Below are 22,890 nucleotides of genomic sequence, written 5' to 3'. Positions count from 1 at the left end.
ATTTCTGTCCTTTTTTAGCCATACAAATATCCCCTTCAAGTTCACTCAATCCTCATGATACCATGCGGACTTTTTTGAGTGTCTACTTGAAGGGGATAATACCATCCTAATGGCTGAGGGACACCTTTTTTTATTCTAGAAATCCGGGGGCGGTGGCGATGGCGATGGGAAGGACCATCCGACTGCGCAGTGGAGCTAAAAGTAACTTTTACATACAGCTTATATAGCTGAAAGTCATGTAAACTTTCCTGTGACGTGAAAAAAATGTATAATCACTCCAATTGAGTACGTAGGGAGTGAGCTTTATGACATGGCAAAACAAGAGAGAGCATCGGCAATTCGCAGAACAGACACGAACCGACGCTTCGCGGGCAGCGTATGAACGGGATTACTCCCGATTAATCCATTCACCAACCTTTCGTCGGCTACAGGGCAAATCACAGGTATTTGGTGCAGGCACGGGTGATTATTACCGCACACGACTGACGCATTCTCTGGAGGTAGCACAAATTGCGCGCGAAGCAGCCCGTAGCTTGCTGCGCCGCCATCCTGAGGTAGAGTTGGAGCAGGCGGATAACGCCGGACTGATCATTGACCCCGAAGTGGTGGAATGCGCTTCGATTGCGCATGATTTTGGACATCCACCCTTCGGGCATAAGGGCGAAGAGGTGCTAGACGGGATTTTGGATCAGCTCATTGAGACGAAGGTGGAAAAAATATCCGCCGCAGGAGGCTTCGCACCGGAGTCCAAGCAGGGGCTGCAGGCATATGCACGCGAGCGTCAAATCTATGAACATTTTGAAGGGAACGCGCACAATTTTCGCCTAATTATGTTTTTGGAGAAGCGGGAGAATGTGGACGGTCTGAATTTGTCGGACGCTGTATTATTGGGGATTAACAAGTACCCGTATCCGGGGATATTGAATAAAAAAGGGATGTACCTGCATGAGTGGGAATACATTCGTTCCATTCGCCAGGATTGGGGAATCCCGGACGGTAAAAAAACGCTGGAAGCCCAGCTGATGGACCTGTGTGACGATATTGCTTATTCCGCGCATGATCTGGAGGATGGGATTAAGGCAGGCAAAATTGAGGTGCACGAGCATTTTTTATATGATCCGTATTTGATTCGTCTGATTACGGAAAAAATCACTACCCTGGAGGATAGCTTCTGGCAAGGCTGGCAGCTGGCTGAGATTGAGCAGAAGGTGGCAGTAGTGCTGAGCGAGTTTTTGAAGGTATGGAATGGCAAAATGCCGATATGTGAACACGATTATTCCCGTACCCGTCGAGAAGTAAAGGCATATTGGGTCAGCTTGTTTGTTAGCAGTCTGGGTGTAATAGATGACGGGACTTGGAAAAAGGTGACCTTTGTACGGGAAGGAAGCGAGGATTTGGATATGCTCCGCACGGTGAGTGTGTTAAAAAGCTTTGCCTGGGTTACGATGATTCGCGATCTGCGCGTACAGCGGCTGCAAAAACGAAGTGAATGGATGCTCAGACGGCTATGGTTGGCTTTTCTGGACCCTGAGACGTCCAAGTCCATTATTCCGACCGACTGGCTCCAGCGCTATGAGCGTGACCAGGCCAAGACGAAACCGATCTGGACATGGGAGCATATGGTCATAGACTATATTGCAGGCATGACCGACGCTTTTGCTGAAAAAATCTATAATGAGTTATATGGCCTGAAGGTGGGTTCCATTTACGATCTGGACTGACCTTTAATTTACCCCTATATAGTAGAAGGAACTGGTTTGTAATTGATAGCAGGGAGGGAGGAATGTCTATGCAATCTCAAACTTTATCTATAAAATCGTTGAATCTCGGTGTGCTCGATATGGTGCCGTTGCTACCTGGCAACCGTCCCGAGCAAGCGGTTCAACGAGCTGGTAAACTAGCGAGACAGGCAGAAGCTTGGGGGGATACACGCTATTGGACCTCGGAGCACCATGATATAGAGGGGCTGGCTTCCTCCAGCCCAGAAGTGCTGCTGTCGCATATCGGGGCGGTGACGAACACAATCAAACTGGGTGCAGGTGCTATTTTGCTCCCGCATTATAGTCCGGTCAAGGTAGCGGAATGGTTCCACCTGCTGGCTGCTCTATATCCGGGCAGGATCGAGCTGGGCCTTGGGAGAGCGCCGGGTGGAGGACCTCATGCTTCGATGGCATTGAGCGGCAACTTTCTTCAGCATGTGGCTGAACTGCCACAGAAGATGGAAGCTCTGCTAGCTTTGCTGGAAGGTACCTATGCGTATGAGCAGGTGCCTGTGTTTGCCCGGCCGATGCCTGAGCAGCCGCCAGCACTGTGGATGCTGGGTACGAACCGTAAAAGCGCCGAATATGCCGCCCGTTATTCAACGGGCTATGTATTCGGTCAATTTATGAGTGAGCAGCAAACGGTAGACATGCTGAACATTTACCGTTCCGGCTTTCAGCCGTCCAAACGTATGGACAAGCCATGTCATGGTTGCTGTAGGGGCGGTATGTGCCTCGACGAATGAGCAGGCGCAGCAATGGGCTTCCCAGATTTCATTGGGTGATCCAGCGATGCGAGCGAGTTGGCTGGTGGGAACGTCATCGGATATTGTCGAACGCCTGCATAGTCTGCAGGTTGAATACGATAATGATGCGTTCCTGTTGGTCACACCGATTCCCGATTATGAACAACGGCTTGAATCCTACCGACTTATAGCAGAGGCCGTACATGCTAGTTGTCATTCTAAATGAAAAGAGATCTTACATGAACAAATATGAAATGAACACGAACGAAACGAAACCAAAGTACATATACACCTATGCTTGTCATGAAACGGAGCGAGAGCTTTGTCTTCTGGAATTAAAATGCTTGTTCGGTCAGCCGCCTATGCATGACTCCATTCTGTTGTCAGAGCGGCGGCTGGAGCCGGGGACCAGCCCATTTATCCATCTTCGGCTGGATATAGCCGTGGATGCAGGTACGCTGGAAGAGCTATGCGAAGCAGCCTCCACGCTGCAGCTTGAAGAGGGAAAAACCTTCAAGGTACTGTGTCTCAAGGAAGGCGACAACGAAGCCGACTATGACGAGCGGCGCAGGATAGAACGCCGGATTGGCGCACGTATTCAGGGACAGGCGCAAATGAAGGAACCGGATATTACTATGGGTGTGATAAGGACAGGACAACGGTGGCTCCTGGGCCAATGCGTGTATAGTGACCGTTCCTGGCTGGAGCGCCGCCAGAAACCGCAGAACTATTCTACGGGATTGCCGGTGTTCGTAGCCAAAGCACTTGTTAATTTGGCAGTTGGTCATGCAGCTGTGCATAAGGCAGATGCTGGCAGACTGAAGCTGCTGGACCCGTGTTGCGGTATGGGCAATGTGATGATTGAAGCATTAAGCATGGGGAAACATATTCATGGTTATGATATCAACCCGTTGGCGGTACGTGGAGCACGCGTCAATTTACGTCATTTTGGCTACGAAGAGGAGCTGGTGAAGCTCGGGGATATGAATATGCTGGAGGGCACATACGATGCGGCTATATTAGATATGCCCTATAATCTGTGCTCCGTGCTCCCTGCTGATGATCAAAAGCAGATGCTGCGCAGCTTAAGACGCCTGGCCGCAAGAGCGGTGATTGTGAGCACGGAGCCGATGGAAGCATTGCTATCCGAGTCAGGTTGGACCCTTACGGAGCAATGCCGCATACACAAGACAAGTATGAGCCGAGAAATATGGGTCTGTGAGTAAGTTGTTTTGTTAATACTGAGCTTTGTAGTTTACCAGATTCAGCGGCAGCTCCTGCTTAGCAGCATAGGCTTTCAAGTTGGTAAGAAATATATCTACCGCTCGTTCAGCATACCGATCTGTGTCGCCTGCAATATGCGGTGTGATCAGGACATGCTCCAGACTCCATAATGGATGCGACGCAGGCAGCGGTTCTTCCTCAAATACGTCCAGTCCGGCAAAGGCAATATGCTTTTGCTCTAGTGAGTGTACAAGCGCATCCGTATGGACGGTGCCGCCACGGCCTACATTAATGAAGAAAGCGCCCTTACGCATGGCTGCAAATGCTTTTTCGTCAAAGAAGTGACGGGTTTCCTCCGTGAGTGGCAAAATGTTCACCACGATATCCGCAGCTCCCAACGCATCATGTAATTGTTCATTTGTGTACATGCGCTCTACATGGGGAGCTTCCTTGCCGGAACGTCGAACCCCGATCACCCGCATGCCAAAGGCTTGTGCAAGCCGGGCTGTTTCACGGCCAATTTCGCCAACACCTGTAATCAGCAGTGTTTTACCACGTAATTCCGTCAGTTGACCTTCCGGTGGCTGCCATGTTTTCTGACGCTGCAAGATAGCTGCTTGCTGTAAATAACGTGTATGCGACAGCAGCATGCCGAAAATCTGCTCTGTTATCGGAATTGCATGTACACCACTTGTATTCGTAAGTAAAATATTGCGCTTTTCCAGCTCGGTAAGAGGCAGCTTGTCAATTCCTGCCGACCAGGTTTGTATCCACTTCAGCTTGCTGTCCGGATGCAGTGCCTCCTCGGCAATATGCTTGGACCAGCCTAAAATAATCTCGGCCTCCCGGATTTGATCAGCCCCTAATTCCTGGGCTTTGCCAATGACCAATTCATAGCCCGGAGCTGCTGTACGAACTTGTTTTTCTTGTTCTTCAGTTAGCTGGTGTAAACTTAAGATGTTTCCCATGACTCATAGCCTCCTCGACTTTTGATTGAGCTTGAAGCTTCCAATATCTTCTGCGAACCATCCTTTCAAGGATAACAGATTGTCGGAAAAATTGCATAAAGCGGGGTAGAAACCGACTTTCCGTGTCACTATAAATATCAACGTCACTATAAATAACAACAAATGGCTTTACCCAAATGTAGGACGTTCCAAACAGCAACTTGTCGGGGGACATACAGGAAAGGAGTCGCAAGTAGATGGAGAACGATAAATTATCAAATAGACCTATATCATCAAAAACGCAGGCGCAAAGACTTTTTACGGCTATTGCCCTTCCAGATGGGCATAAGCAGAAGCTGCGTCAATGGGCGGAGCAGGATTTGAAGGAACTGTCCTTTCGAAAATGGAGTGATTACAGAGACTACCATGTGACACTTCAGTTTTTGGGTGATGTAGCGACTTCGGATATACCCAAGCTGGAGCAGGCCTTAGTTCAAGCAACAGCTGAGCATGCCCCGTTCACGCTTGGGATTGGAGAAGCAGGCTTTTTTGGCCGAGAACAATTTCCACGTGTATTGTGGAGGGGAGTTACCGGGCAGCGAGAGTCACTGGATCAGTTGTTTCATTCCATACTTCGAGCTACCGAACCACTCGGCTTTAAACCCGAGGAACGACCTTATCGGCCCCATATTACCGTAGCGCGTTCATACACAGGGCAACAGCCTGCTCCGTCGTCAGTTTGGCAGCCCAATGATCGAATTGCCGAGCCGTGGGAAGTGGGGGAATTTGTTTTATACGCAACCCGATTGGGGCAAAAACCGATGTACCAAATAATACAAACCTTCCCATTATTAAGGTGAAACCCTTGATCTATCAGCGAATTTAGTGATATAGTGTTTCAGCGTTATTCAAAAAGCGCATTTTAGGTTACATATCTGAGGAATGTGCTTAAAGTTAACGGGAGGAACATTATGGAAATTGTTAAAGAATATCGTTGGTTTGCACCTCTTTTGAGTGTGCTGCTTGTTTGTATATTGGGGATAGGCCTCTACGCTGAGGTTCAGCAAACACAGAAAAATCATAAAAATGCACCTATGCAATCTCTGAGCTGGTCAGGGAACTCTTCGACTCCTTCACATGGCGACAGGATGGGGACCCATTACGGGTCAAACAGGACAAGCCCCGTCTTTGTCACGGCTCATGGGCAGCCAAGCTGGAAAGATATCATGCCGACTCCGTTGCCCGCTTCTCAGATGAAGCAGATGGAACAAGCACGGAATAATGTTGCCGCAGGCTTGAAAAAGCCTGAAGTCCAGCACAGCAAGTCCGCAATCCTAACCCCTCCTACAACCATCTACTTTACGAAGACAAAAATGCTCACTCAGGATGACAAGGCGTTGTCTACCTGGAGCTATCCTGTCTCCGCTAAAGAAGTGCTCCTGCTGCAAAAAATAGTGATGGCAGAAGCAGAAGGCGAACCGTACGAAGGCAAAGTGGCAGTTGCCAACGTTGTCTTAAACCGGCTGCGGTCAGCCTCATTTCCCGATACGATTCAGGCAGTCATTTATCAAAAAGCGCAATTTAGTCCGGTCGCGAACGGGCGTCTTCGTCGTGTCCAACCGAACCAGGACAGCATCCGTGCGGTTAACGCTGCTTTGAACGGCCATAAAGCTGTACCTGACAATACCTGTTTTTTCCTGTCGCTTACGTTGGCCCAGGACCTTACGGTTCATCATTCGCGGACTAAGGTGAAAACAATTGGTCATCATACCTTTTATAAATAAAAGCGGCTTTCTACAAATAACAGTCCTTTCTAAACAACAGGGTCCAGCTTTGTGAGCGTATTTTACATACAGGTGAAGCTTGCATGAAAAAAGTGGTATAATGGATAAAGGAAAGTAACCTAAATAATGAAAGTGACAATGGAGGCGCAGACGATATGAAAATCACCTATTACGGACATTCAGTTGTGCTGGTGGAAGAAGAGGGAAAACGCATTATTATCGATCCTTTTTTGACCGGTAATCCTAAAGCAACCGTACAAGCTGAGGATATTCAGGTGGATGCGGTGCTATTGACACACGGTCATGCCGATCATTTTGGAGATGCTGTTGAAATTGCCAAGCGCAATGATTGCCCTGTGATTGCAGTGGCGGAACTGGCTGACTATTGTTCATCCCTGGGGGCCAAGGCTCACGGTATGAACCTTGGCGGTGGTCACCAATTTGACGGCTTCCATGTAAAATTCACACTTGCGTTCCACAGCTCCTCTTTAACGGTGGACGGACAAACGATATACATGGGAGAGCCAGCAGGGATTTTATTGACCATGGGAGGCAAAACATTTTTCCATGCAGGGGATACTGGCTTGTTTGGCGATATGCGTCTCATTGGAGAAACCAACTCCATCGATGCTGCAGTATTGCCTATTGGAGATGGGTATACGATGGGACCGGAGGACGCATTGCTGGCAGCAAAATGGTTGCGTGCAAGCCGCGTGATACCGGTGCATTACAATACATTCCCGGGGATTGAGCAGGACGGAGACGCCTTCTGTGACCGTCTGCACAAAGAAGGAATTGAAGGGAAAGCCTTAAAGCCCGGTGAAAGTCTTGAATTTTAATTCGCATCGACTGAGTTCCTAGTATACGCCTGATCGTCAGCATCTCTATCAGATATCCTTTGTCAGCCTTTTCTGTTCCCTGGTGGGAATGGAAGAGGCTGATTTTTTTAAAAAAATGAATATTTATACATAAAAATGATATCTTTTTGCATTGATACGTTGATGCTGTGATGTAAAAGATTTATTATCACAATTATAAAAACTTTGAATTGCTAACATGGTAGGTCAATGATAAAATGATAGAACTAATTAGATTCATCAGTGGAATCGACGTATTTTTCAAGTCAAGCCATTGCATAATTATTGAAAAACATGTGCATTCGGCGGACCGTACCGCCTTGAATACGTCATATGTTTTATCCCCCATTCCTCGTTGTTGTTCTTTGATTTACCTCTTGTTGCCACTGTCTTCTATTCGGCCGCCTGTATTTCAGGCCAGCATGACTTTATAACAGAAAGGTTGCGTTCCATGAGACAGACAGGTTTACCACCCAAACAGGGACTATATGATCCCCAATTCGAAAAAGACGCCTGCGGCATGGGCTTTGTTGCCCACATCAAGGGAAAACCATCGCACGATATTGTAAGTCAGGCTTTGACCATGCTCGTCAATATGGAGCATCGGGGCGGTCAGGGAAGTGAACCAAACTCCGGTGACGGAGCGGGGATTATGATTCAGGTGCCCCATCTGTTTTTTCAAGAGGAAGCGGAGCGATTGGGTTTCAAGCTGCCTAAGGCCGGACATTACGGTGTAGGTATGCTTTTTGTATCCAATGATCCAGAGGTACGTGAGGCACATGAGCAGAAGCTAAGAGAGATCATTGTGGACGAAGGTCAAAATTGTTTGGGCTTCCGCGATGTTCCAACTTATGACGAAATGCTAGGCAAATCGGCAAAAGCGGCTAAACCGGGCGTGCGTCAGGTGTTCATCGGCCGCAGTAGCGATTTGAAGGAAGAGCTGGACTTTGAACGGAAGCTGTATATCATTCGTAAACGTGCAGAGCTAGCTATTCGTTATAACCAAGAGGAGCAGAACGGCGAATCGTTCTATATTCCGAGCTTGTCATGCCGCAAGGTTGTATACAAGGGAATGCTGACAACCGAGCAGGTGGGCAAATTTTACTTGGATTTGCAGGATGAGCGGGTGACATCGGCGATTGCGCTGGTCCATTCCCGTTTTAGTACGAATACGTTCCCGAGCTGGGATCGTGCGCATCCATACCGTTTTATGATTCACAACGGTGAAATTAACACCATGCGCGGCAACGTGAACTGGATGCATGCGCGTCAGGCGCAATTTGAAAGTGAAGCGTTTGGCGTAGATATCGCGAAGGTAAAACCAGTCATTAACCCGGATGGTTCAGATACAGCCATGTTTGATAACACGCTGGAATTTCTGTATCTGAGCGGACGTTCCTTGCCGCATGTAGCTATGATGATGGTGCCGGAGCCTTGGAACAAGCATGAGACGATGGACCCGAAAAAGCGGGCATTCTATGAATATCACAGTACCATGATGGAGCCGTGGGACGGCCCGGCTGCGATGGCGTTTACGGACGGTATTCAAATCGGGGCGATTCTCGACCGTAACGGCCTGCGTCCTGCGCGTTACTATGTGACCAAAGATGATCTGATCGCACTGTCTTCTGAGGCAGGTGTACTGGATATCGCTCCTGAAAATGTGCTGTATAAGGATCGTCTACGTCCGGGCCGGATGCTGCTGGTGGATACCCAGGAAGGACGCATCGTTTCTGACGAAGAGCTGAAAGAACGCATCGCTTCCGAGGAGCCTTACCAGCAATGGCTGGATGAGCACTTGGTTGATCTGGATGAACTGCCGGAGGCATTGGAGCAGCCGGAGCCGAAACACGAAAATGTTAACCAGCTTCAGCTCGCTTTTGGATATACGTTTGAAGAACTGCGCAAGATTCTGGAGCCGATGGCACTCACAGGTGCGGAGCCGATTGGCTCGATGGGGTACGATGCTCCACTCGCGGTGCTGTCTGATCGTCCGCAACGTCTGTACAATTATTTTAAACAAATGTTCGCGCAAGTTACCAATCCACCGATTGATGCCATTCGTGAGGAGATTGTAACATCTACGGCAACTACGATTGGACCAGAGCGCAACTTGCTGTATCCGGAGCCGGAAAGCTGTCGTCAGATTCGTTTGGACTCACCGGTGCTGTCCAATGAGGAATTTGCTAAAATCCGCCATGTACACCGTCCAGGCTTCAAGTCGATGACGATTCCGATCTTCTTTGAAGCAAAGGAAGGCGCAGAAGGCTTGCGTAAGGCACTGGAAGGACTGTTTGAAGCGGCTGACCGTGTCATTGAAAAGGGCCATAACATCCTGATTCTGTCCGACCGTGGGGTGGATGCAGACAATGCGGCCATTCCGGCGTTGCTGGCTGTTTCCAGCCTGCATCACCATCTGATTAAACAGGGTACACGCACACGTGTAAGCATTTTGCTGGAGTCCGGAGAGCCAAGGGATGTTCACCATTATGCGGTGCTGCTTGGCTACGGCGTGAGCGCGGTTAACCCGTATCTGGCTTTCGAAACGCTGGATGTGATGATTCAGCAGGGCTTGCTGCGTGGCATCTCGCATGAAAAAGCAGTTAAAAATTATATTAAGGCAGCCACCAAGGGTGTCGTAAAAATATTGTCCAAAATGGGTATTTCCACGATTCAGTCGTACCGTGGGGCCCAAATTTTCGAGGCCGTAGGTCTGAAGCAGGATTTTGTTGACCGTTACTTTACCTGGACGCCTTCCCGTATTGGCGGTATTGGTCTGGAGGAAGTGACTACGGAAGCACTGGCCCACCACAACCGTGCTTTTACCGACAAGGATGGCAACGACAAGGTGCTGGATTCGGGCGGTGAATACCAATGGCGTAACGACGGGGAAGAGCATTTGTTTAACCCGCAAACGGTGCATTTGCTCCAGCAGTCGGTTCGCTCGGGAGACTACCAGCTTTACAAGAAATACACCAAGCTGGTGCAGGGTGAATCTGAACAGCATTTGACAATCCGCTCCATGCTTCAATTGAAGCCTGCCGGTGAGCCTGTGCCGCTGGACGAAGTGGAATCTGCTGCATCGATTATGCGCCGCTTTAAAACAGGAGCTATGTCTTTCGGCTCGATCAGTCAGGAAGCGCATGAAGATATGGCGATCGCGATGAACCGTATCGGTGGCAAGAGCAACACGGGTGAGGGTGGGGAGAACCCTGCACGTTTCATACCGGATGCCAATGGTGATTCGCGTCGTAGTTCGATCAAGCAGGTGGCATCTGGCCGATTCGGTGTAACGTCAAATTACTTGGTGAATGCCGACGAAATTCAGATCAAAATGGCGCAAGGCGCGAAGCCGGGCGAAGGCGGACAGTTGCCAGGACGTAAGGTGTATCCTTGGGTCGCTGAGGTACGCGGTTCTACGCCAGGTGTAGGCTTGATTTCGCCACCGCCGCATCACGATATTTATTCGATCGAGGATTTGGCAGAGCTGATCTATGATCTCAAAAACGCCAACCCGCGTGCTGATATTAACGTGAAGCTGGTGTCAGAGGTAGGTGTAGGCACGATTGCTACGGGGGTAGCGAAGGGCCGTGCTGACATTATTCTGGTCAGCGGCTACGACGGCGGTACAGGTGCTTCTCCGCAAGGCTCCATCCGTCATGCGGGTATGCCTTGGGAGCTGGGTCTGGCCGAGACGCATCAGACGCTGATGCTGAACAACCTGCGCGACCGTGTGGTACTGGAGACAGACGGCAAGATGCTGTCTGGCCGTGATTTGGTGGTAGCTGCCCTGCTGGGTGCAGAAGAATACGGTTTCTCTACAGCGCCACTCGTGGCACTGGGCTGTATTATGATGCGGGTATGCCAAATGGATACATGTCCGGTTGGTGTGGCTACGCAGAATCCGGAGCTGCGCAAAAATTATATGGGTGATCCTGCCCATGTGGTGAATTTTATGCGTTTTATCGCAGAAGATGTCCGTGAAATTATGGCGGAGCTTGGCTTCCGCACGATTCAGGAAATGATCGGACGCACGGATTGTCTGGATACCGTGAACGCCGATTCACACTGGAAGAAGAAGGGCATAGATCTAAGCCTGCTGCTGCATGTTCCTGAGCTGGAAGATGGAAGCGTGCGTTACCGTGTACAACGCCAAAATCACGGTCTGGAAGAAACGCTTGATATGCAGAAGCTCGTACCGATGGCTGTGGAGGCGCTGGAGAACGGAACGCCTGTAGAAGGTACCCTGCCTATAACGAACGTGAATCGGGCGGTAGGTACAATTCTGGGCAGCGAGGTCACCCGTAAGTATGGCGCAGCGGGTCTGCCTGAAGATACGATTCGCTTTAACTTCATTGGATCGGCAGGTCAGAGCTTCGGGGCCTTTATTCCGAAAGGCATTACGCTGAGTGTGGAAGGCGACAGCAATGACTATGTCGGTAAAGGGCTATCTGGCGGTAAGGTCATTGTGAGAAAATCTCACCAAGCGACCTTTAAGGCAGAAGAGAATATTATCATTGGAAATACAGCCTTGTATGGAGCGACCAGCGGGGAAGCTTATATTAGCGGAATTGCTGGAGAGCGCTTTGCCGTTCGGAATTCCGGAGCACGTATTGTTGTCGAGGGTGTCGGCGATCATGGCTGCGAATATATGACGGGCGGACGTGTAGTTGTACTGGGCGGAACCGGACGGAATTTTGGAGCCGGGATGTCTGGAGGAATTGCATATGTCTATGACCCTGAGGGGACATTCCTGAACCGTTGTAATCTGGAAATGGTGTTGCTGGAAGGCGTGGAAGACCCTGCGGAAGCAGCGGAGCTTCGTGGCTTGATTCAGCGCCATGTCACTTATACGGGCAGTGAGGCGGGACAGCGTATTTTGGATGACTGGCAGACTGCGGTTCAGCAGTTTGTGCGGGTAATTCCAAAGGACTACAAGCGTATGATTGAACAGATACAAAAAGAAGAAGCAACTGGTTTGAGCGGGGATGAAGCTCTGCTGGCAGCGTTTGAAGCCAATATGCGTGAATTGGCGCGTGCCGGAGGTTAATGAAGCTCCCAGTTTATTGAAAAAGGACTTGTTGAATACCGCTGTTATAATTACGGTGGTACCAGCAAGTCCCTTTTTTAGTTTAATCAAAAATGTGATTTATTCCCTTGACAAACGTCATAAATTCTGACATTACCCCGAAAATGTTTTCCTGAAACGGTAAGTATGTTATAAATAGTACCAAATTTTTTAGAATGTAACCGTTTACGTTAGAGTTTATGTCTTGTTATTTATTTTTGGATTGGTTATGATTTTTTTATAGTGCACAAATCAAACCCAATACGCCCATCGTCCCTTCAAAACACAGAATAGGGTGACAGGATGAAGTTGAAGAAGTCAGCAGAAGACAAAATGATTTTTTTGTACCGTTATGTATCATTATCTTTAACGTCACTTGTTTTTCTGTTCGAACAATCCAGATTAATCGTGTGGCAGAAGTTATTACTGATTGTGTTTCTATTTTTTTCTGTTACATTATTTACGTGGATTTACCGCAAGTTCAGGCTTCATAATATGGTCTTGAAGTGCAGTATTGCGTTAGAAACCGCAGGGATCATTTTGTTGCTGTTTCCGACGGGAGGGATGGGTAGTCCATTCAAATGGTATGTTATTACCCCTATGTTGGTGGCTTGCGCCCACCTATCTATGAGGTATAGTTGGACCCTTCTCCTTTCTTATATCGGCTTGGTGCTCACATTTTGTTATATCTTTTTTACGCCAGGTCAATATTTTTTATGGGATCTTGTACTGCAAAACATCAATTTGTTTTTAGTACTGATTGTGACTATGATGGCCATGCAGGTTGTCGGTGTCATGAAAGACGAACTGAAGGTGGCAAAGGAACAAGCCAATGAGACGATGGATCATATCAAGTCGATTTACCACATCATGGAGACGACCAGTCACAATGAGGCATTGAATCTGGGGCAAGTCATCTCGGACTATACCGTTAAGCTGACGAAGCAGAGCCGTGCCTTCTTCTGGTTAGATAGTCAGGAGGAGGATGCGCCGGAAAGCAGCCAGACTGGCTGGACGGTAGAGGAAGAGGAGCAGCTGTTCGAGGTGCTGGGGAATTATCGGGAGGAATTCAGGGAAGAGCGTGAACCATTTTTCAAACACTTGCCGGAATGGGGCGATTTTCTGATGATCACAGTACCGATGACGACCCGTTTTGTGGCAACGATTGGTCTCCAGCTGGGTCCGGATCAAAGTCTGACAGGAAGACGCTGGCTTGTGCAGCAACTGATTTTCTTGGCCGAGCTGAGTGCTGTGTTTCTGGAGCGCTACGAGCTGGAGCGTATTGAAAATCAGCTGATTGTGACGAACGAGCAAAACCGGATTGCGAATGAGATGCATGATAATGTGTCACAAAGTCTGTTTGGCATTGTGTACGCAACGCATTCTCTCCGGCAAACCTGGTGTCATCAGCCTAAGGAACAGGTGGAGGAGCAAATCGAGCTAATTCAGCAATCGGCCAATCAAGCGGTCAGGGAGCTGAAGGGGGCAATTCATAGCCTAAGCTCGAAAAAAAGCGGAGGCTCAACTTGGTTAGGGACGGTGAAAAGCCATCTGCATACGCTCTCCAAGCTGAACCATGTACAAATCGACTTTGATATTCATGGTGATCATTATTCTCTTCCTTACTTGTACCAAAAGGCTTTGTTCCGCATCATTTCCGAGGCGGCGGGGAACGCAATCCGGCATGGATTAGCCAAACGAATTGATGTGAAGTTAAAATTGACGCCCCAAGTGATTAGGCTGTCTATTCATGACGACGGAGTAGGGTTTGAGACGGCGAGAATGGTAGCAGGAGGTGAGGCTGTCAGTACAGGCGGGGGCCTGGGCATGATGAATATGGAATATTTAGCTCAATCGATGGGAGGCGAATTTGATATTTCTAGTCGAATCGGAGAGGGAACACAAATCCGATTGTCCATTCCGGTAAATGCTTATGAATAGGGATTTTGCAAAATCCTTGAATAAAATAGTGTGAACATTCTGCAATACACAATCTGCGGTAACAATCGGATACATAGGGATTATGCAAATCCTGAACTGTAGACAGGAGGCCGAATCATGAAAATTGTCATTGTCGATGATCATCCTTTAGTACGGAAAGGACTGGCTGCGGTTATATCCATGCAGCCCAATGTTCAGTTTGCGGGAGAGGCCCAGAATCAACAGGAAGCGCTTGTAGTGATTGAGGAAACAGATCCGGACCTGGTGCTGCTGGATTTAAAGCTAGCGGACGAATCAGGTCTGGATATTATCAAGGTCGCGCGCGGGCGCGGGTTCAAAAGCAAATTTATTTTGCTGACTTCTTCTGCAACACGTGAAGATTTTCTGAAAGCGGAGGAAGCTTCCGTGGACGGTTATGTGCTTAAGGAGGCTTTGCCTGAGGAACTAATTTACGCGATTCACCTTGTCAACAAAGGACGCAAATATTATGATCCGGCTATTCTCGAAAACAAGCTGCGCGAGGATGCGGGCAATCTAACGGACGACCTGACACCGAAGGAGAAGGAAGTGTTGGTGGAGCTGGGGCAGGGTGCCTGCAATCGCGAAATTGCATCCCGGTTATTTATCAGTGAGTTTACTGTCAAAAAACATGTCAGTCAGATTCTGGCCAAGCTGCGGCTGGCGGATCGTACGCAAGCAGCGTTGTATGCCAATGCAATTGGTCTGGCGAAGTACGAGCCAACCAATATGATGATGCGCTGACTTCATAAGCTGCGCTGCACTTCCATGTGCGAGTAGCAGAAAAAAGCCTCAAAATCACCAACTCCGGTGGTTTTGAGGCTTTTTTTCGATTTCTTTTTTCGTAATCGACAAAGCATGGTACAAAAGTATACCATGCCGTAGCCAAAAGTATACAATCCCCTTCCCCTGTAGTGAGGGAGAAAGTGCCATTCGGTTCCATGTCGTCCACAAAGCAAATTGTTACAATAAAGTCATACTTAAAATAAGAAGAGAAATTGTATAGGAGGGAGGATTTTTGTGGAGAAAACCATTTTGGATTATCTGGTCCTGATCAAAAAAAGATTGTGGCTGATAGCGATTTTTGTCATCCTCTCATGCGTAACGACTTATATTGTGAGCGACAATATCGTGAAGCCAGTCTACTCTGCTTCAAGCCAGCTGCTGGTTAATCATATTTCCGGCAAGCAAGGAAGCAACAATCTGAATGACGTCAACACAAGTCTTAATTTGGTGGAAAGCTACAAGCAAATTCTCACTTCACCTAAAATTATGGAGGCTGTCGTAGCGACTCATCCTGAGTTCGATTTGACGCAGGAAAAGCTGGCAGAGAAGCTCCAGATTAAATCCTCGGATAAAAGTCAGGTTATCGGCTTGACGTTTGAGGCAGGGAGCTATCCACAGGCCGCGGCTATTGTCAACGCGGTAGCCCAGAAATTCGTGCAGACGGTTCCGGGATTGATGGAATTGAATAATGTGAAAATTCTGAATGAAGCGGACCCGCAGGCCAATCCTGACCCGATTAATGGAAGTCCGCTCATGAATATTGCGATTAGTTTTCTCGTATCGCTGATGATTGCACTGGGTACGATTGTGTTCCTGGAAAGCATTAACGGTACGCTGCGGTCGGAAAAAGAGGCAGATGCAGACATCGGCCTTCCGGTGATTGCATCTATACCTGTCATCCGCAAGAAGGACACCGACGGGGCCATCGGAAACTCTAAAGAACGGGTAGGGGAGCGTAAATATGCTGCGATTGAATGACATGTTGATTACAGAAAGCAATCCTTCATCGTATATCTCTGAATCATTTCGTTCCCTCCGTACATATATCCGGCAGCAGGTAATTGGGCATAAGGACCGTGGAACGGTTCTACTGCTGACCTCGCCGGAAAGCGGAGCGGGTAAAACAACGCTGCTCGCTAACATCGGAGTCACTTTTGCACAAGAAGGCAAGAAAGTGGCTTTGGTGGATTGCAATCTGCACAAACCGGCGTTGCACGAGATATTCGGAATGGAGAATACCGGAGGATTATCGGCTTATTTGCGCGGCGGCGCTTCTTCCAAATCCATCGTTAGACATGGCGGACTGGAGCTATCGATTATTCCCGGTGGAGACACCTTGTATAACGCAGCAGATCTGCTGGGTAGCGAACGCATGACAGATCTGCTGGAAGAGCTTAAACGTGAATACGACATGATCCTGCTCGATTCGGCTCCAGCGTTGAACTACACGGATGCCCGCCTGATTGCAGGCATGACGGATGGTGTGATTCTCGTTGCTAAACATGGCAGGACCAAACGTGATGATCTACGCAAAACAAAGCAACTCATGGAGCAGGCCAGTGCGACACTGGTTGGAATTGTGATGAATCAGGTGAAGTAAGCAACACCAAAATTCAAATGAAGCAAGGAGAATGAGTGCGATGATGAAGAGAGTGAAAAAAGCTATTATTCCAGCAGCAGGGTTGGGTACACGCTTCCTCCCTGCCACAAAAGCAATGCCAAAGGAAATGCTTCCGATCATCAATAAACCCACGATTCAATATATCGTTGAAGAAGCGATTGCTTCTGGTATTGAGGACATTATCATTGTTACGGGTAAAGGCAAACGTGCCATTGAGGATCATTTTGACAACGCATTTGAGCTGGAATCGAAGCTTTTGGAGGACGGCAAGCTGAAGCTTCTGGAGGAAGTACAGCGCTCTTCGGGAGTGGAAATTCACTACATTCGCCAGAAGGAACCCAAAGGTCTTGGACATGCGGTATGGTGCGCAAGACGTTTTATCGGGGACGAGCCGTTCGGTGTATTGCTGGGCGATGATATCGTAACAGGTCAGAAGCCTTGCCTGCGCCAATTGATGGATCAGTATGAGGAAACGCAAAATTCCGTGATCGGTGTGCAGCGGGTTCCGCAGGAATTCACGAACCGCTACGGCATCATTGAACCGGATCAGCAGGACGGACGGTTGTACCGAGTGAATAATTTTATAGAAAAACCGGCTCCAGGCACAGCACCATCCGACTTGGCTATTATGGGTCGCTATGTGTTCTCGCCGAAAATTTTTAAATATCTCGATCTTCAGGAAAAAGGAGCTGGCGGCGAAATTCAGTTGACGGATGCGATCCAAAAGCTGAATCAGAGCGAGCGCGTGTACGCCTATGATTTTGAAGGCACACGTTACGACGTAGGTGAGCGACTCGGATATATTCTGACCACACTTGAATTTGCACTCGCCAGCGATGATCTGAAGTATCCGGTTATGGAGGCCATGAATGAATGGTTAAAAAAGACCGAGAAAGCAACTACAGCAGGTTGAGAGGAGGTACGTCAGCATGAGCATGGAAAATTTACCGGAGGATGGCGAGGCTGTCATGTCAGGTAAAGCGTTTTACATGCCATACGGAAATACACAAATTCAGGATAAAACGTCTTACCTGGTCACAAAGCGTCTCCTTGATATGCTGCTGTCTTTCGTGGGCTTGATCATCTTGCTTCCGCTTTTTGTGGTGGTGGGCGTACTAATTAAGCTCGAAGATCCAAAGGGAAGCGTGTTTTTCAAGCAAATTCGGGTGGGCAAGAATGAGAAGTTATTCAACATGTATAAATTCCGTTCCATGGTGTCCAATGCCGAGGAACTGAAAAAGGACTTAATGGAGCTGAATGAAGTGAGCGGCGCCATGTTCAAAATTAAAAACGACCCTCGGATTACGAAGATTGGCAGCTTTTTGCGCAAGACGAGTATTGATGAGATCCCGCAGCTGTGGAATGTATTGGTCGGGGACATGACGTTGGTGGGTCCTCGTCCCCCACTGCCCAGCGAGGTTGAGCAATACTCCGATTACGACAAACAACGCCTGATTGTAACGCCGGGATGTACCGGCTACTGGCAGGTGAGCGCACGTAACAGCGTAGGCTTCGAAGAAATGGTGCAAATGGATTTGAAGTATATTCATGCTCGCAATACGTGGCTCGATCTTAAAATTATCATGAAAACAGGCGTTAAAATGCTGTTCTCCAAGGATGCTTACTGATGGATGCATTCAAGCGATGTCCCGCAGTGTCCGTCGTTATTTGCACCTATAACCGGGCGGACCTGCTGGAAAAAACGTTAATGTCCCTGTTGGAGCTGGAGGACCTTGCACTGGCTGAGATCATTGTGGTTGATAATCGATCCACTGATCATACAGCGGCAACGATCAAACGATTTGGTGTTGCACATGGTCAGGATATTCACCTCCGATATCATTATGAGCGCGAACAAGGATTGTCGGCTGCTCGTAATGCAGGCATTACGTTATCGAGAGCAGAAGTCATTGCTTTTCTGGATGATGATGCGATCCCGTGTGTTACATGGCTGCAAACAATTATGTCGGCCTTCGGGAACAATCCCGAGCTGACGGCTATGGGTGGAAAAATTGAGCCTATGTTTGAGACGGAACGACCGGGTTGGCTAACAGGTCCGCTTGAACTTCCCTACACGATTATTGATCTGGGGAAAGCGGTTCGCGAATATCCGGTGGGACTGAATCCATTTGGAGCCAATATGGCTATGCGCAAAACGGCCTTTGCTGCGGTCATGTTCCCGCTTCACTTGGGCAGAAAGGGAGATATCCTTTTGTCTGGTGAAGAATCGTGGGTATTTGAGCAAATTCGTAAAAATGGTGGGACGATCATGTACCATCCTCACATGGCTGTAAAGCATTTTGTTCCGGCTACACGGTTAACGAAGGAATGGATCATGAACCGCTACTACTGTCAGGGCATGTCTAACGCTGCTCAGGCTGTGGGCGTGCTCGGCAACGTCGTGCTGATGGCAAAGACGGCAGCCAAAGTGTTATACATCACGGTGGATTCCCTGCTGGCACGTACTGAGGGCAGGAAGCTGTTGAACCGGTGCAGATTTGAAAGTATTCGTGGGACGCTGGATACATTGCGCAACCGGAAAAGCGAGTCAGCTGCGGGGTGAAAGATTGAACATGAGTAATTATCCTTGGACTTCCAGAATAAACACCATACAGCATGTTTTTATTTTTCTGCTGGGCGCTCTAGCAGTAGGAGTTGCGGCTACTTATCAGCCGGTAGTCAGTATTGCTGCGGTATGCTTGCTGCTTCTACTGGTCGTTTCGATCCATCACCCGGAGCGCATCAGCTATGCGGTTTTATTGAGTACAGCGGTATCGGTAGATTCCCTGTATCAGGGCGGCGTGTTCGGCATCGAGATTTTGTCATTGTATAAATTGGGCATTTTGGCTTTGCTGGTGCCTTGTATGCTCGTATACGGCATACGTCTTAAGTTCAGCTATCCGGTCTGGGCATTGGTAATCATGCTGGGGATTACATTTGGATTTTCAGTATGGCTGCCTTTGCTGACGACCTCGATTGCAGTGAAGGCGTTCGTTGGATTATCACTCCCCTTCATTTTTCTATTGATTCAGTGGAAAAAGGATGTGGCGGATAAACATATCCGGCTGATCAGTCTACTGCCAATCATCAGTGTGATCATTGGATTGGGCTTACAGACCGTAGGGCTGCATTCCTTTACCGATGTGGAATTTACGGGCGCGGTGAGAATACAAGGAGCGAACATACCGCCGCATCTGGCGATGCTCTCCTTTCTCGGAATTGCCGTCTCTCTGATTGAGGTCAAGCGCAAACCGAAGCAGGCTGCCTTTTATTACACTGTACTGGCATTGAATTTTCTGATCTTGATCGCCACCGGTACACGTGGACCGATTCTGGCATTGCTGTTGATGTTTGCTGTGTATCTGTTTGATATTGCCCGTCAGTACCTCAAGGGTAGAGTCAATTATTTGCTACCGCTGGCCGGATCGTTTTTGGTTGCTCTGGGGGCGGTGGCCCTGCAATGGAACAATTTAAAAAAACGCTCCTTCGAGCGGGAGACCGATACAGGCATTGACCTGTCGGGGCGCTCGGAGGCATGGGAATATTTTTTGAACAAAGTACATGATTACCCGTGGTCAGGCAGAGGGCTTGGTGCCGTAACGGTCGCGAACGACGGGACGCTATTCAATGGCTTTGTTGTACCGCATAACGAGTATATACGCTTTTATTTTGACACGGGATATATCGGCTGCGGGCTATTAATGCTTTCATTGCTGGTCGTGTTCGTTCTCATTTACCGGTCGCTTGCCAAATCGATCAAACCTTATTTTGCAAGCTTAATTGCGGGCTTTCTGATCTATTCGTTTTCAGATAACACGTTGTCGACGGTTCAGATGATTATTCCGTTTTGCTGGTATTTGAACGCGTTATACCAGACATCTACTCAAACCGATTTTCGCAAAGAGAAGTGATACGATGAGCAGAGTGAACATGTTCGATGTCAACTTTGATAATTATGATTTTAACGATCTACTCGAATTTATAGATACTTCGATTGTGCATCAGCGTCATTCCTACATTTTGACCTGTAATGTCGATCATGTAATCAAGCTTCGCAAAGACGATGAATTCCGCAAGGTATATTCGGACGCAGGAGCTGTAGTGGCCGATGGAATGCCTATCATATGGGCGTCCAAGCTGCTGAAAAAGCCCCTCAAGCAAAAGGTGTCGGGATCGGATTTGTTCACCCGGCTGGGAGAGGCATTTGAGGATCGCGGCTATCGACTGTTTTTTCTGGGGGCAGCTGACGGTATACCGGAGAAGGCTATGCGCAATCTCCAAGAATCATATCCGAATATGAATGTGGTGGGCTGCTACTCTCCTTCCTATGGCTTTGAGAAAAATGAGGAAGAGAACAGACACATTGTCCGTTTGCTTCAAGAAGCTCGCCCGGACATCGTTTTTGTAGGCGTAGGTGCACCTAAACAGGAAAAATGGATTTACAGATATTATGAGACTTACCGCGCTCCGATTTCGATTGGGGTGGGGGCGACCTTTGATTTTCTGTCTGGAAATGTGAAGAGGGCACCGAGGCTGATGCAGAAGACGGGATTTGAATGGTTTTGGCGGTTGGCTCAGGAGCCTAGACGTTTGTGGAAAAGATATTTGATTGAGGATTCCCAGTTTCTTGTTCTGCTGTTTAAGGAAATGTTCAAGCAGGAGCGGATGAAGGGAGGTCAGGGGTGAGAAATATGAGTCGGTTGGCAGATCAGCAGATTTCCATGTTGTTGGGGAATCGGCGTGGAATCGGAATGATCGGCGTGGGGCTGCTGGCTTGCATGCTGCCACTCGCCATCGGATTTGTCAGCGCCAAGCTGAATCCCACCATGAGCCAGCAGGGAGCCATATTGCTAGCACTCGTTTTTCCAGCCTTCCTGCTGGCGATCTTTCAATCGCGGTTACTGATTCCTTACACATTGCTGGTGTGGGCGGTGGGTCCGGAAATCCGTCGCATTGTGGACTGGATGGAAGGGACGTATCATTCGGTTTCCTTGTTGAGCCTGGCACCACTGCTGGTGAGCAGTATGTTGATTATTCCCGTGCTGCGGGGCCTTCATGAGGTGGAAAAACCCCTGACCCGGATTGCTGTGTTCTTTGGCCTAGAATTGGGCTATGGAAGTGTGGTCGGGTTATTCAAAAATGGTATTGTTTTTGCTTATGATTTAGCCAACTATGTGATTCCTTTGCTCCTGCTGCCTTATCTTGCGATTAAGCCTATGAAGGCGAAGGAGCTGGACCGACTGCTGTATTCATATGCCAATATTGCTGTTCTTGTGGCGATTTACGGTATTATTCAGTATTTGACGGTTCCTCCCTGGGATGCCTTCTGGATGAATCATGTAGAAATGAATTCCATTGGTTTACCGGAGCCGCTTCAAATTAGAGTTTTCTCTTCCATGAACTCGCCTGGTCCCTGCGCTATTTTCCTGGCGATGGCCCTTGTACCGATGCTGATGGAAAAACGGTGGCGCGGCACTTTGGGATGGATTGGCGTCCTGCTGACGGTCGTGTGTCTCTTGGTCACGCTGGTACGCTCGGCCTGGCTGATTGCATTCGTCATGCTGCTGGCTTATATTCTCAGTTCATCCTCCAAAGGAAAGTGGAAGACCTTAGTTCAACTAGCTGTCGTCGGTCTTCTTCTCTATATTATTGTTCCCAAACTCCCGGGAGCAGAGGGTCTGGTGGCCCGCATGCAGACATTGACGGATATTCAAGAGGATCATTCGTACAATGAGCGCTTGGATCTGCTAAATACGATGATTCCGGCAATTGTGGGCAACCCGGTTGGACAGGGGATCGGGAGTGTAGGAATTGGAACCAAGCTGGATAACGGCGGCGATCTCGGCGAACTTGGGATTATGGATAATGGCTATATTGCCATTTTCCTCACCTTCGGTATTTGCGGAGCATTCTTTTTCTTCGGTGGCCTGTTCGTTATCATCAAGCGCCTCCTTGTCCGTATTGCCGAGCGAGATTCCACTCAGCCTTACATCAGACTAGCGCTGGCTACGTGGGCCGGAGCTGTAGCCAGTCTGATATCGGATAACGGTTTTCCCGGTATGCGCGGCTATCTGATCTGGATGATGATCGGAATAGGACTGTGGGCGAAAGATGTCATCGCGGAAAGAAGGTAAAGGC

At 48.6% G+C, this 22,890-nt stretch carries 17 protein-coding genes and 1 pseudogene; 17 read left to right on the top strand and 1 reads right to left on the bottom strand.

Annotated features, from left to right (window positions below; all coding sequences use genetic code 11):
• Positions 1-305: 305 nt before the first annotated feature.
• The 3 genes and pseudogenes from LCF57_RS16470 (at position 306) to LCF57_RS16460 (ending at position 3,732) form a co-directional block, all read left to right on the top strand.
• A complete protein-coding gene (locus LCF57_RS16470; protein ID WP_226001675.1) occupies positions 306-1,721 on the top strand; it encodes a deoxyguanosinetriphosphate triphosphohydrolase family protein in 1,416 nt (471 codons plus the stop codon).
• A 68-nt stretch (positions 1,722-1,789) separates the two neighbouring features.
• Positions 1,790-2,732, top strand: a pseudogene (locus LCF57_RS16465) (MsnO8 family LLM class oxidoreductase).
• 13 nt (positions 2,733-2,745) lie between these two features.
• Positions 2,746-3,732 carry a TRM11 family SAM-dependent methyltransferase gene (locus LCF57_RS16460; protein ID WP_226001674.1) on the top strand — a complete coding sequence of 329 codons (987 nt, stop codon included), beginning with the start codon at positions 2,746-2,748 and terminating at the stop codon, positions 3,730-3,732.
• A gap of 9 nt (positions 3,733-3,741) precedes the next feature.
• Here LCF57_RS16460 and LCF57_RS16455 read toward each other — a convergent pair whose 3' ends face one another.
• The gene (locus tag LCF57_RS16455; protein ID WP_226001673.1) at positions 3,742-4,698 is read right to left on the bottom strand and encodes a D-2-hydroxyacid dehydrogenase; all 957 of its coding nucleotides are present in this window, start codon (positions 4,696-4,698) and stop codon (positions 3,742-3,744) included.
• 236 nt (positions 4,699-4,934) lie between these two features.
• Between LCF57_RS16455 and thpR the strand changes: the two genes are divergently transcribed.
• The 14 genes from thpR (at position 4,935) to LCF57_RS16385 (ending at position 22,886) form a co-directional block, all read left to right on the top strand.
• Complete coding sequence (gene thpR / locus LCF57_RS16450; RefSeq protein ID WP_226001672.1) at positions 4,935-5,537, top strand: RNA 2',3'-cyclic phosphodiesterase; 603 nt, start codon at positions 4,935-4,937, stop codon at positions 5,535-5,537.
• Between the two features lie 111 nt (positions 5,538-5,648).
• Positions 5,649-6,461, top strand: coding sequence for a cell wall hydrolase (locus LCF57_RS16445; RefSeq protein WP_226001671.1), 813 nt, complete (start codon positions 5,649-5,651; stop codon positions 6,459-6,461).
• A gap of 155 nt (positions 6,462-6,616) precedes the next feature.
• Entirely contained in the window at positions 6,617-7,300 is a 684-nt protein-coding gene (locus LCF57_RS16440; RefSeq protein WP_010349837.1) for a metal-dependent hydrolase, read from the top strand.
• Between the two features lie 469 nt (positions 7,301-7,769).
• Positions 7,770-12,368: a glutamate synthase large subunit gene (gene gltB, locus LCF57_RS16435; RefSeq protein ID WP_226001670.1), complete on the top strand. Its 4,599-nt coding sequence runs from the start codon at positions 7,770-7,772 to the stop codon at positions 12,366-12,368.
• 321 nt (positions 12,369-12,689) lie between these two features.
• Positions 12,690-14,327 carry a sensor histidine kinase gene (locus LCF57_RS16430; RefSeq protein WP_226001669.1) on the top strand — a complete coding sequence of 546 codons (1,638 nt, stop codon included), beginning with the start codon at positions 12,690-12,692 and terminating at the stop codon, positions 14,325-14,327.
• A 117-nt stretch (positions 14,328-14,444) separates the two neighbouring features.
• Positions 14,445-15,089: a response regulator gene (locus LCF57_RS16425; RefSeq protein ID WP_226001668.1), complete on the top strand. Its 645-nt coding sequence runs from the start codon at positions 14,445-14,447 to the stop codon at positions 15,087-15,089.
• Positions 15,090-15,365: 276 nt separating this feature from the next.
• On the top strand, positions 15,366-16,109 hold the full coding sequence (locus LCF57_RS16420; protein ID WP_226001667.1) for a YveK family protein: 744 nt from the start codon (positions 15,366-15,368) through the stop codon (positions 16,107-16,109).
• The gene (locus LCF57_RS16415) at positions 16,093-16,731 is read left to right on the top strand and encodes a CpsD/CapB family tyrosine-protein kinase (protein ID WP_226001666.1); all 639 of its coding nucleotides are present in this window, start codon (positions 16,093-16,095) and stop codon (positions 16,729-16,731) included. Before LCF57_RS16420 ends, LCF57_RS16415 begins: the two co-directional genes overlap by 17 nt.
• A 43-nt stretch (positions 16,732-16,774) precedes the next feature.
• The gene (gene galU / locus LCF57_RS16410; RefSeq protein WP_025720577.1) at positions 16,775-17,665 is read left to right on the top strand and encodes a UTP--glucose-1-phosphate uridylyltransferase GalU; all 891 of its coding nucleotides are present in this window, start codon (positions 16,775-16,777) and stop codon (positions 17,663-17,665) included.
• A gap of 16 nt (positions 17,666-17,681) precedes the next feature.
• Positions 17,682-18,380 carry a sugar transferase gene (locus tag LCF57_RS16405; protein ID WP_025720579.1) on the top strand — a complete coding sequence of 233 codons (699 nt, stop codon included), beginning with the start codon at positions 17,682-17,684 and terminating at the stop codon, positions 18,378-18,380.
• Entirely contained in the window at positions 18,380-19,315 is a 936-nt protein-coding gene (locus LCF57_RS16400; RefSeq protein WP_226001665.1) for a glycosyltransferase, read from the top strand. The genes LCF57_RS16405 and LCF57_RS16400 overlap by 1 nt, the downstream gene beginning before the upstream one ends.
• Before the next feature lie 10 nt (positions 19,316-19,325).
• Complete coding sequence (locus LCF57_RS16395) at positions 19,326-20,663, top strand: O-antigen ligase family protein (RefSeq protein ID WP_226001664.1); 1,338 nt, start codon at positions 19,326-19,328, stop codon at positions 20,661-20,663.
• Between the two features lie 4 nt (positions 20,664-20,667).
• Positions 20,668-21,438: a WecB/TagA/CpsF family glycosyltransferase gene (locus LCF57_RS16390; protein WP_226001663.1), complete on the top strand. Its 771-nt coding sequence runs from the start codon at positions 20,668-20,670 to the stop codon at positions 21,436-21,438.
• A 5-nt stretch (positions 21,439-21,443) separates the two neighbouring features.
• Positions 21,444-22,886, top strand: coding sequence for an O-antigen ligase family protein (locus LCF57_RS16385; protein ID WP_226001662.1), 1,443 nt, complete (start codon positions 21,444-21,446; stop codon positions 22,884-22,886).
• Positions 22,887-22,890 lie beyond the last annotated feature (4 nt).

This window comes from Paenibacillus sp. BJ-4, from assembly GCF_020404765.1.
Classification (GTDB): Bacteria; Bacillota; Bacilli; order Paenibacillales; family Paenibacillaceae; genus Paenibacillus.
The sequence above is the reverse complement of the archived record's forward strand: the minus strand, read 5'-3'. Positions and strand labels throughout refer to the sequence as shown.

Bases quoted from the DNA above. Each gene is read 5' to 3' on its own strand.
- LCF57_RS16440 (WP_010349837.1), top strand. From the start codon at position 6,617: ATGAAAATCACCTATTACGGACATTCAGTTGTGCTGGTGGAAGAAGAG.
- LCF57_RS16455 (WP_226001673.1), bottom strand. From the start codon at position 4,698: ATGGGAAACATCTTAAGTTTACACCAGCTAACTGAAGAACAAGAAAAA.
- LCF57_RS16385 (WP_226001662.1), top strand. From the start codon at position 21,444: ATGAGTCGGTTGGCAGATCAGCAGATTTCCATGTTGTTGGGGAATCGG.
- LCF57_RS16395 (WP_226001664.1), top strand. From the start codon at position 19,326: ATGAGTAATTATCCTTGGACTTCCAGAATAAACACCATACAGCATGTT.
- thpR (WP_226001672.1), top strand. From the start codon at position 4,935: ATGGAGAACGATAAATTATCAAATAGACCTATATCATCAAAAACGCAG.
- gltB (WP_226001670.1), top strand. From the start codon at position 7,770: ATGAGACAGACAGGTTTACCACCCAAACAGGGACTATATGATCCCCAA.
- LCF57_RS16400 (WP_226001665.1), top strand. From the start codon at position 18,380: ATGGATGCATTCAAGCGATGTCCCGCAGTGTCCGTCGTTATTTGCACC.
- LCF57_RS16415 (WP_226001666.1), top strand. From the start codon at position 16,093: ATGCTGCGATTGAATGACATGTTGATTACAGAAAGCAATCCTTCATCG.
- LCF57_RS16405 (WP_025720579.1), top strand. From the start codon at position 17,682: ATGAGCATGGAAAATTTACCGGAGGATGGCGAGGCTGTCATGTCAGGT.
- LCF57_RS16390 (WP_226001663.1), top strand. From the start codon at position 20,668: ATGAGCAGAGTGAACATGTTCGATGTCAACTTTGATAATTATGATTTT.
- LCF57_RS16470 (WP_226001675.1), top strand. From the start codon at position 306: ATGACATGGCAAAACAAGAGAGAGCATCGGCAATTCGCAGAACAGACA.
- LCF57_RS16460 (WP_226001674.1), top strand. From the start codon at position 2,746: ATGAACAAATATGAAATGAACACGAACGAAACGAAACCAAAGTACATA.
- LCF57_RS16430 (WP_226001669.1), top strand. From the start codon at position 12,690: ATGAAGTTGAAGAAGTCAGCAGAAGACAAAATGATTTTTTTGTACCGT.
- LCF57_RS16445 (WP_226001671.1), top strand. From the start codon at position 5,649: ATGGAAATTGTTAAAGAATATCGTTGGTTTGCACCTCTTTTGAGTGTG.
- galU (WP_025720577.1), top strand. From the start codon at position 16,775: ATGAAGAGAGTGAAAAAAGCTATTATTCCAGCAGCAGGGTTGGGTACA.
- LCF57_RS16425 (WP_226001668.1), top strand. From the start codon at position 14,445: ATGAAAATTGTCATTGTCGATGATCATCCTTTAGTACGGAAAGGACTG.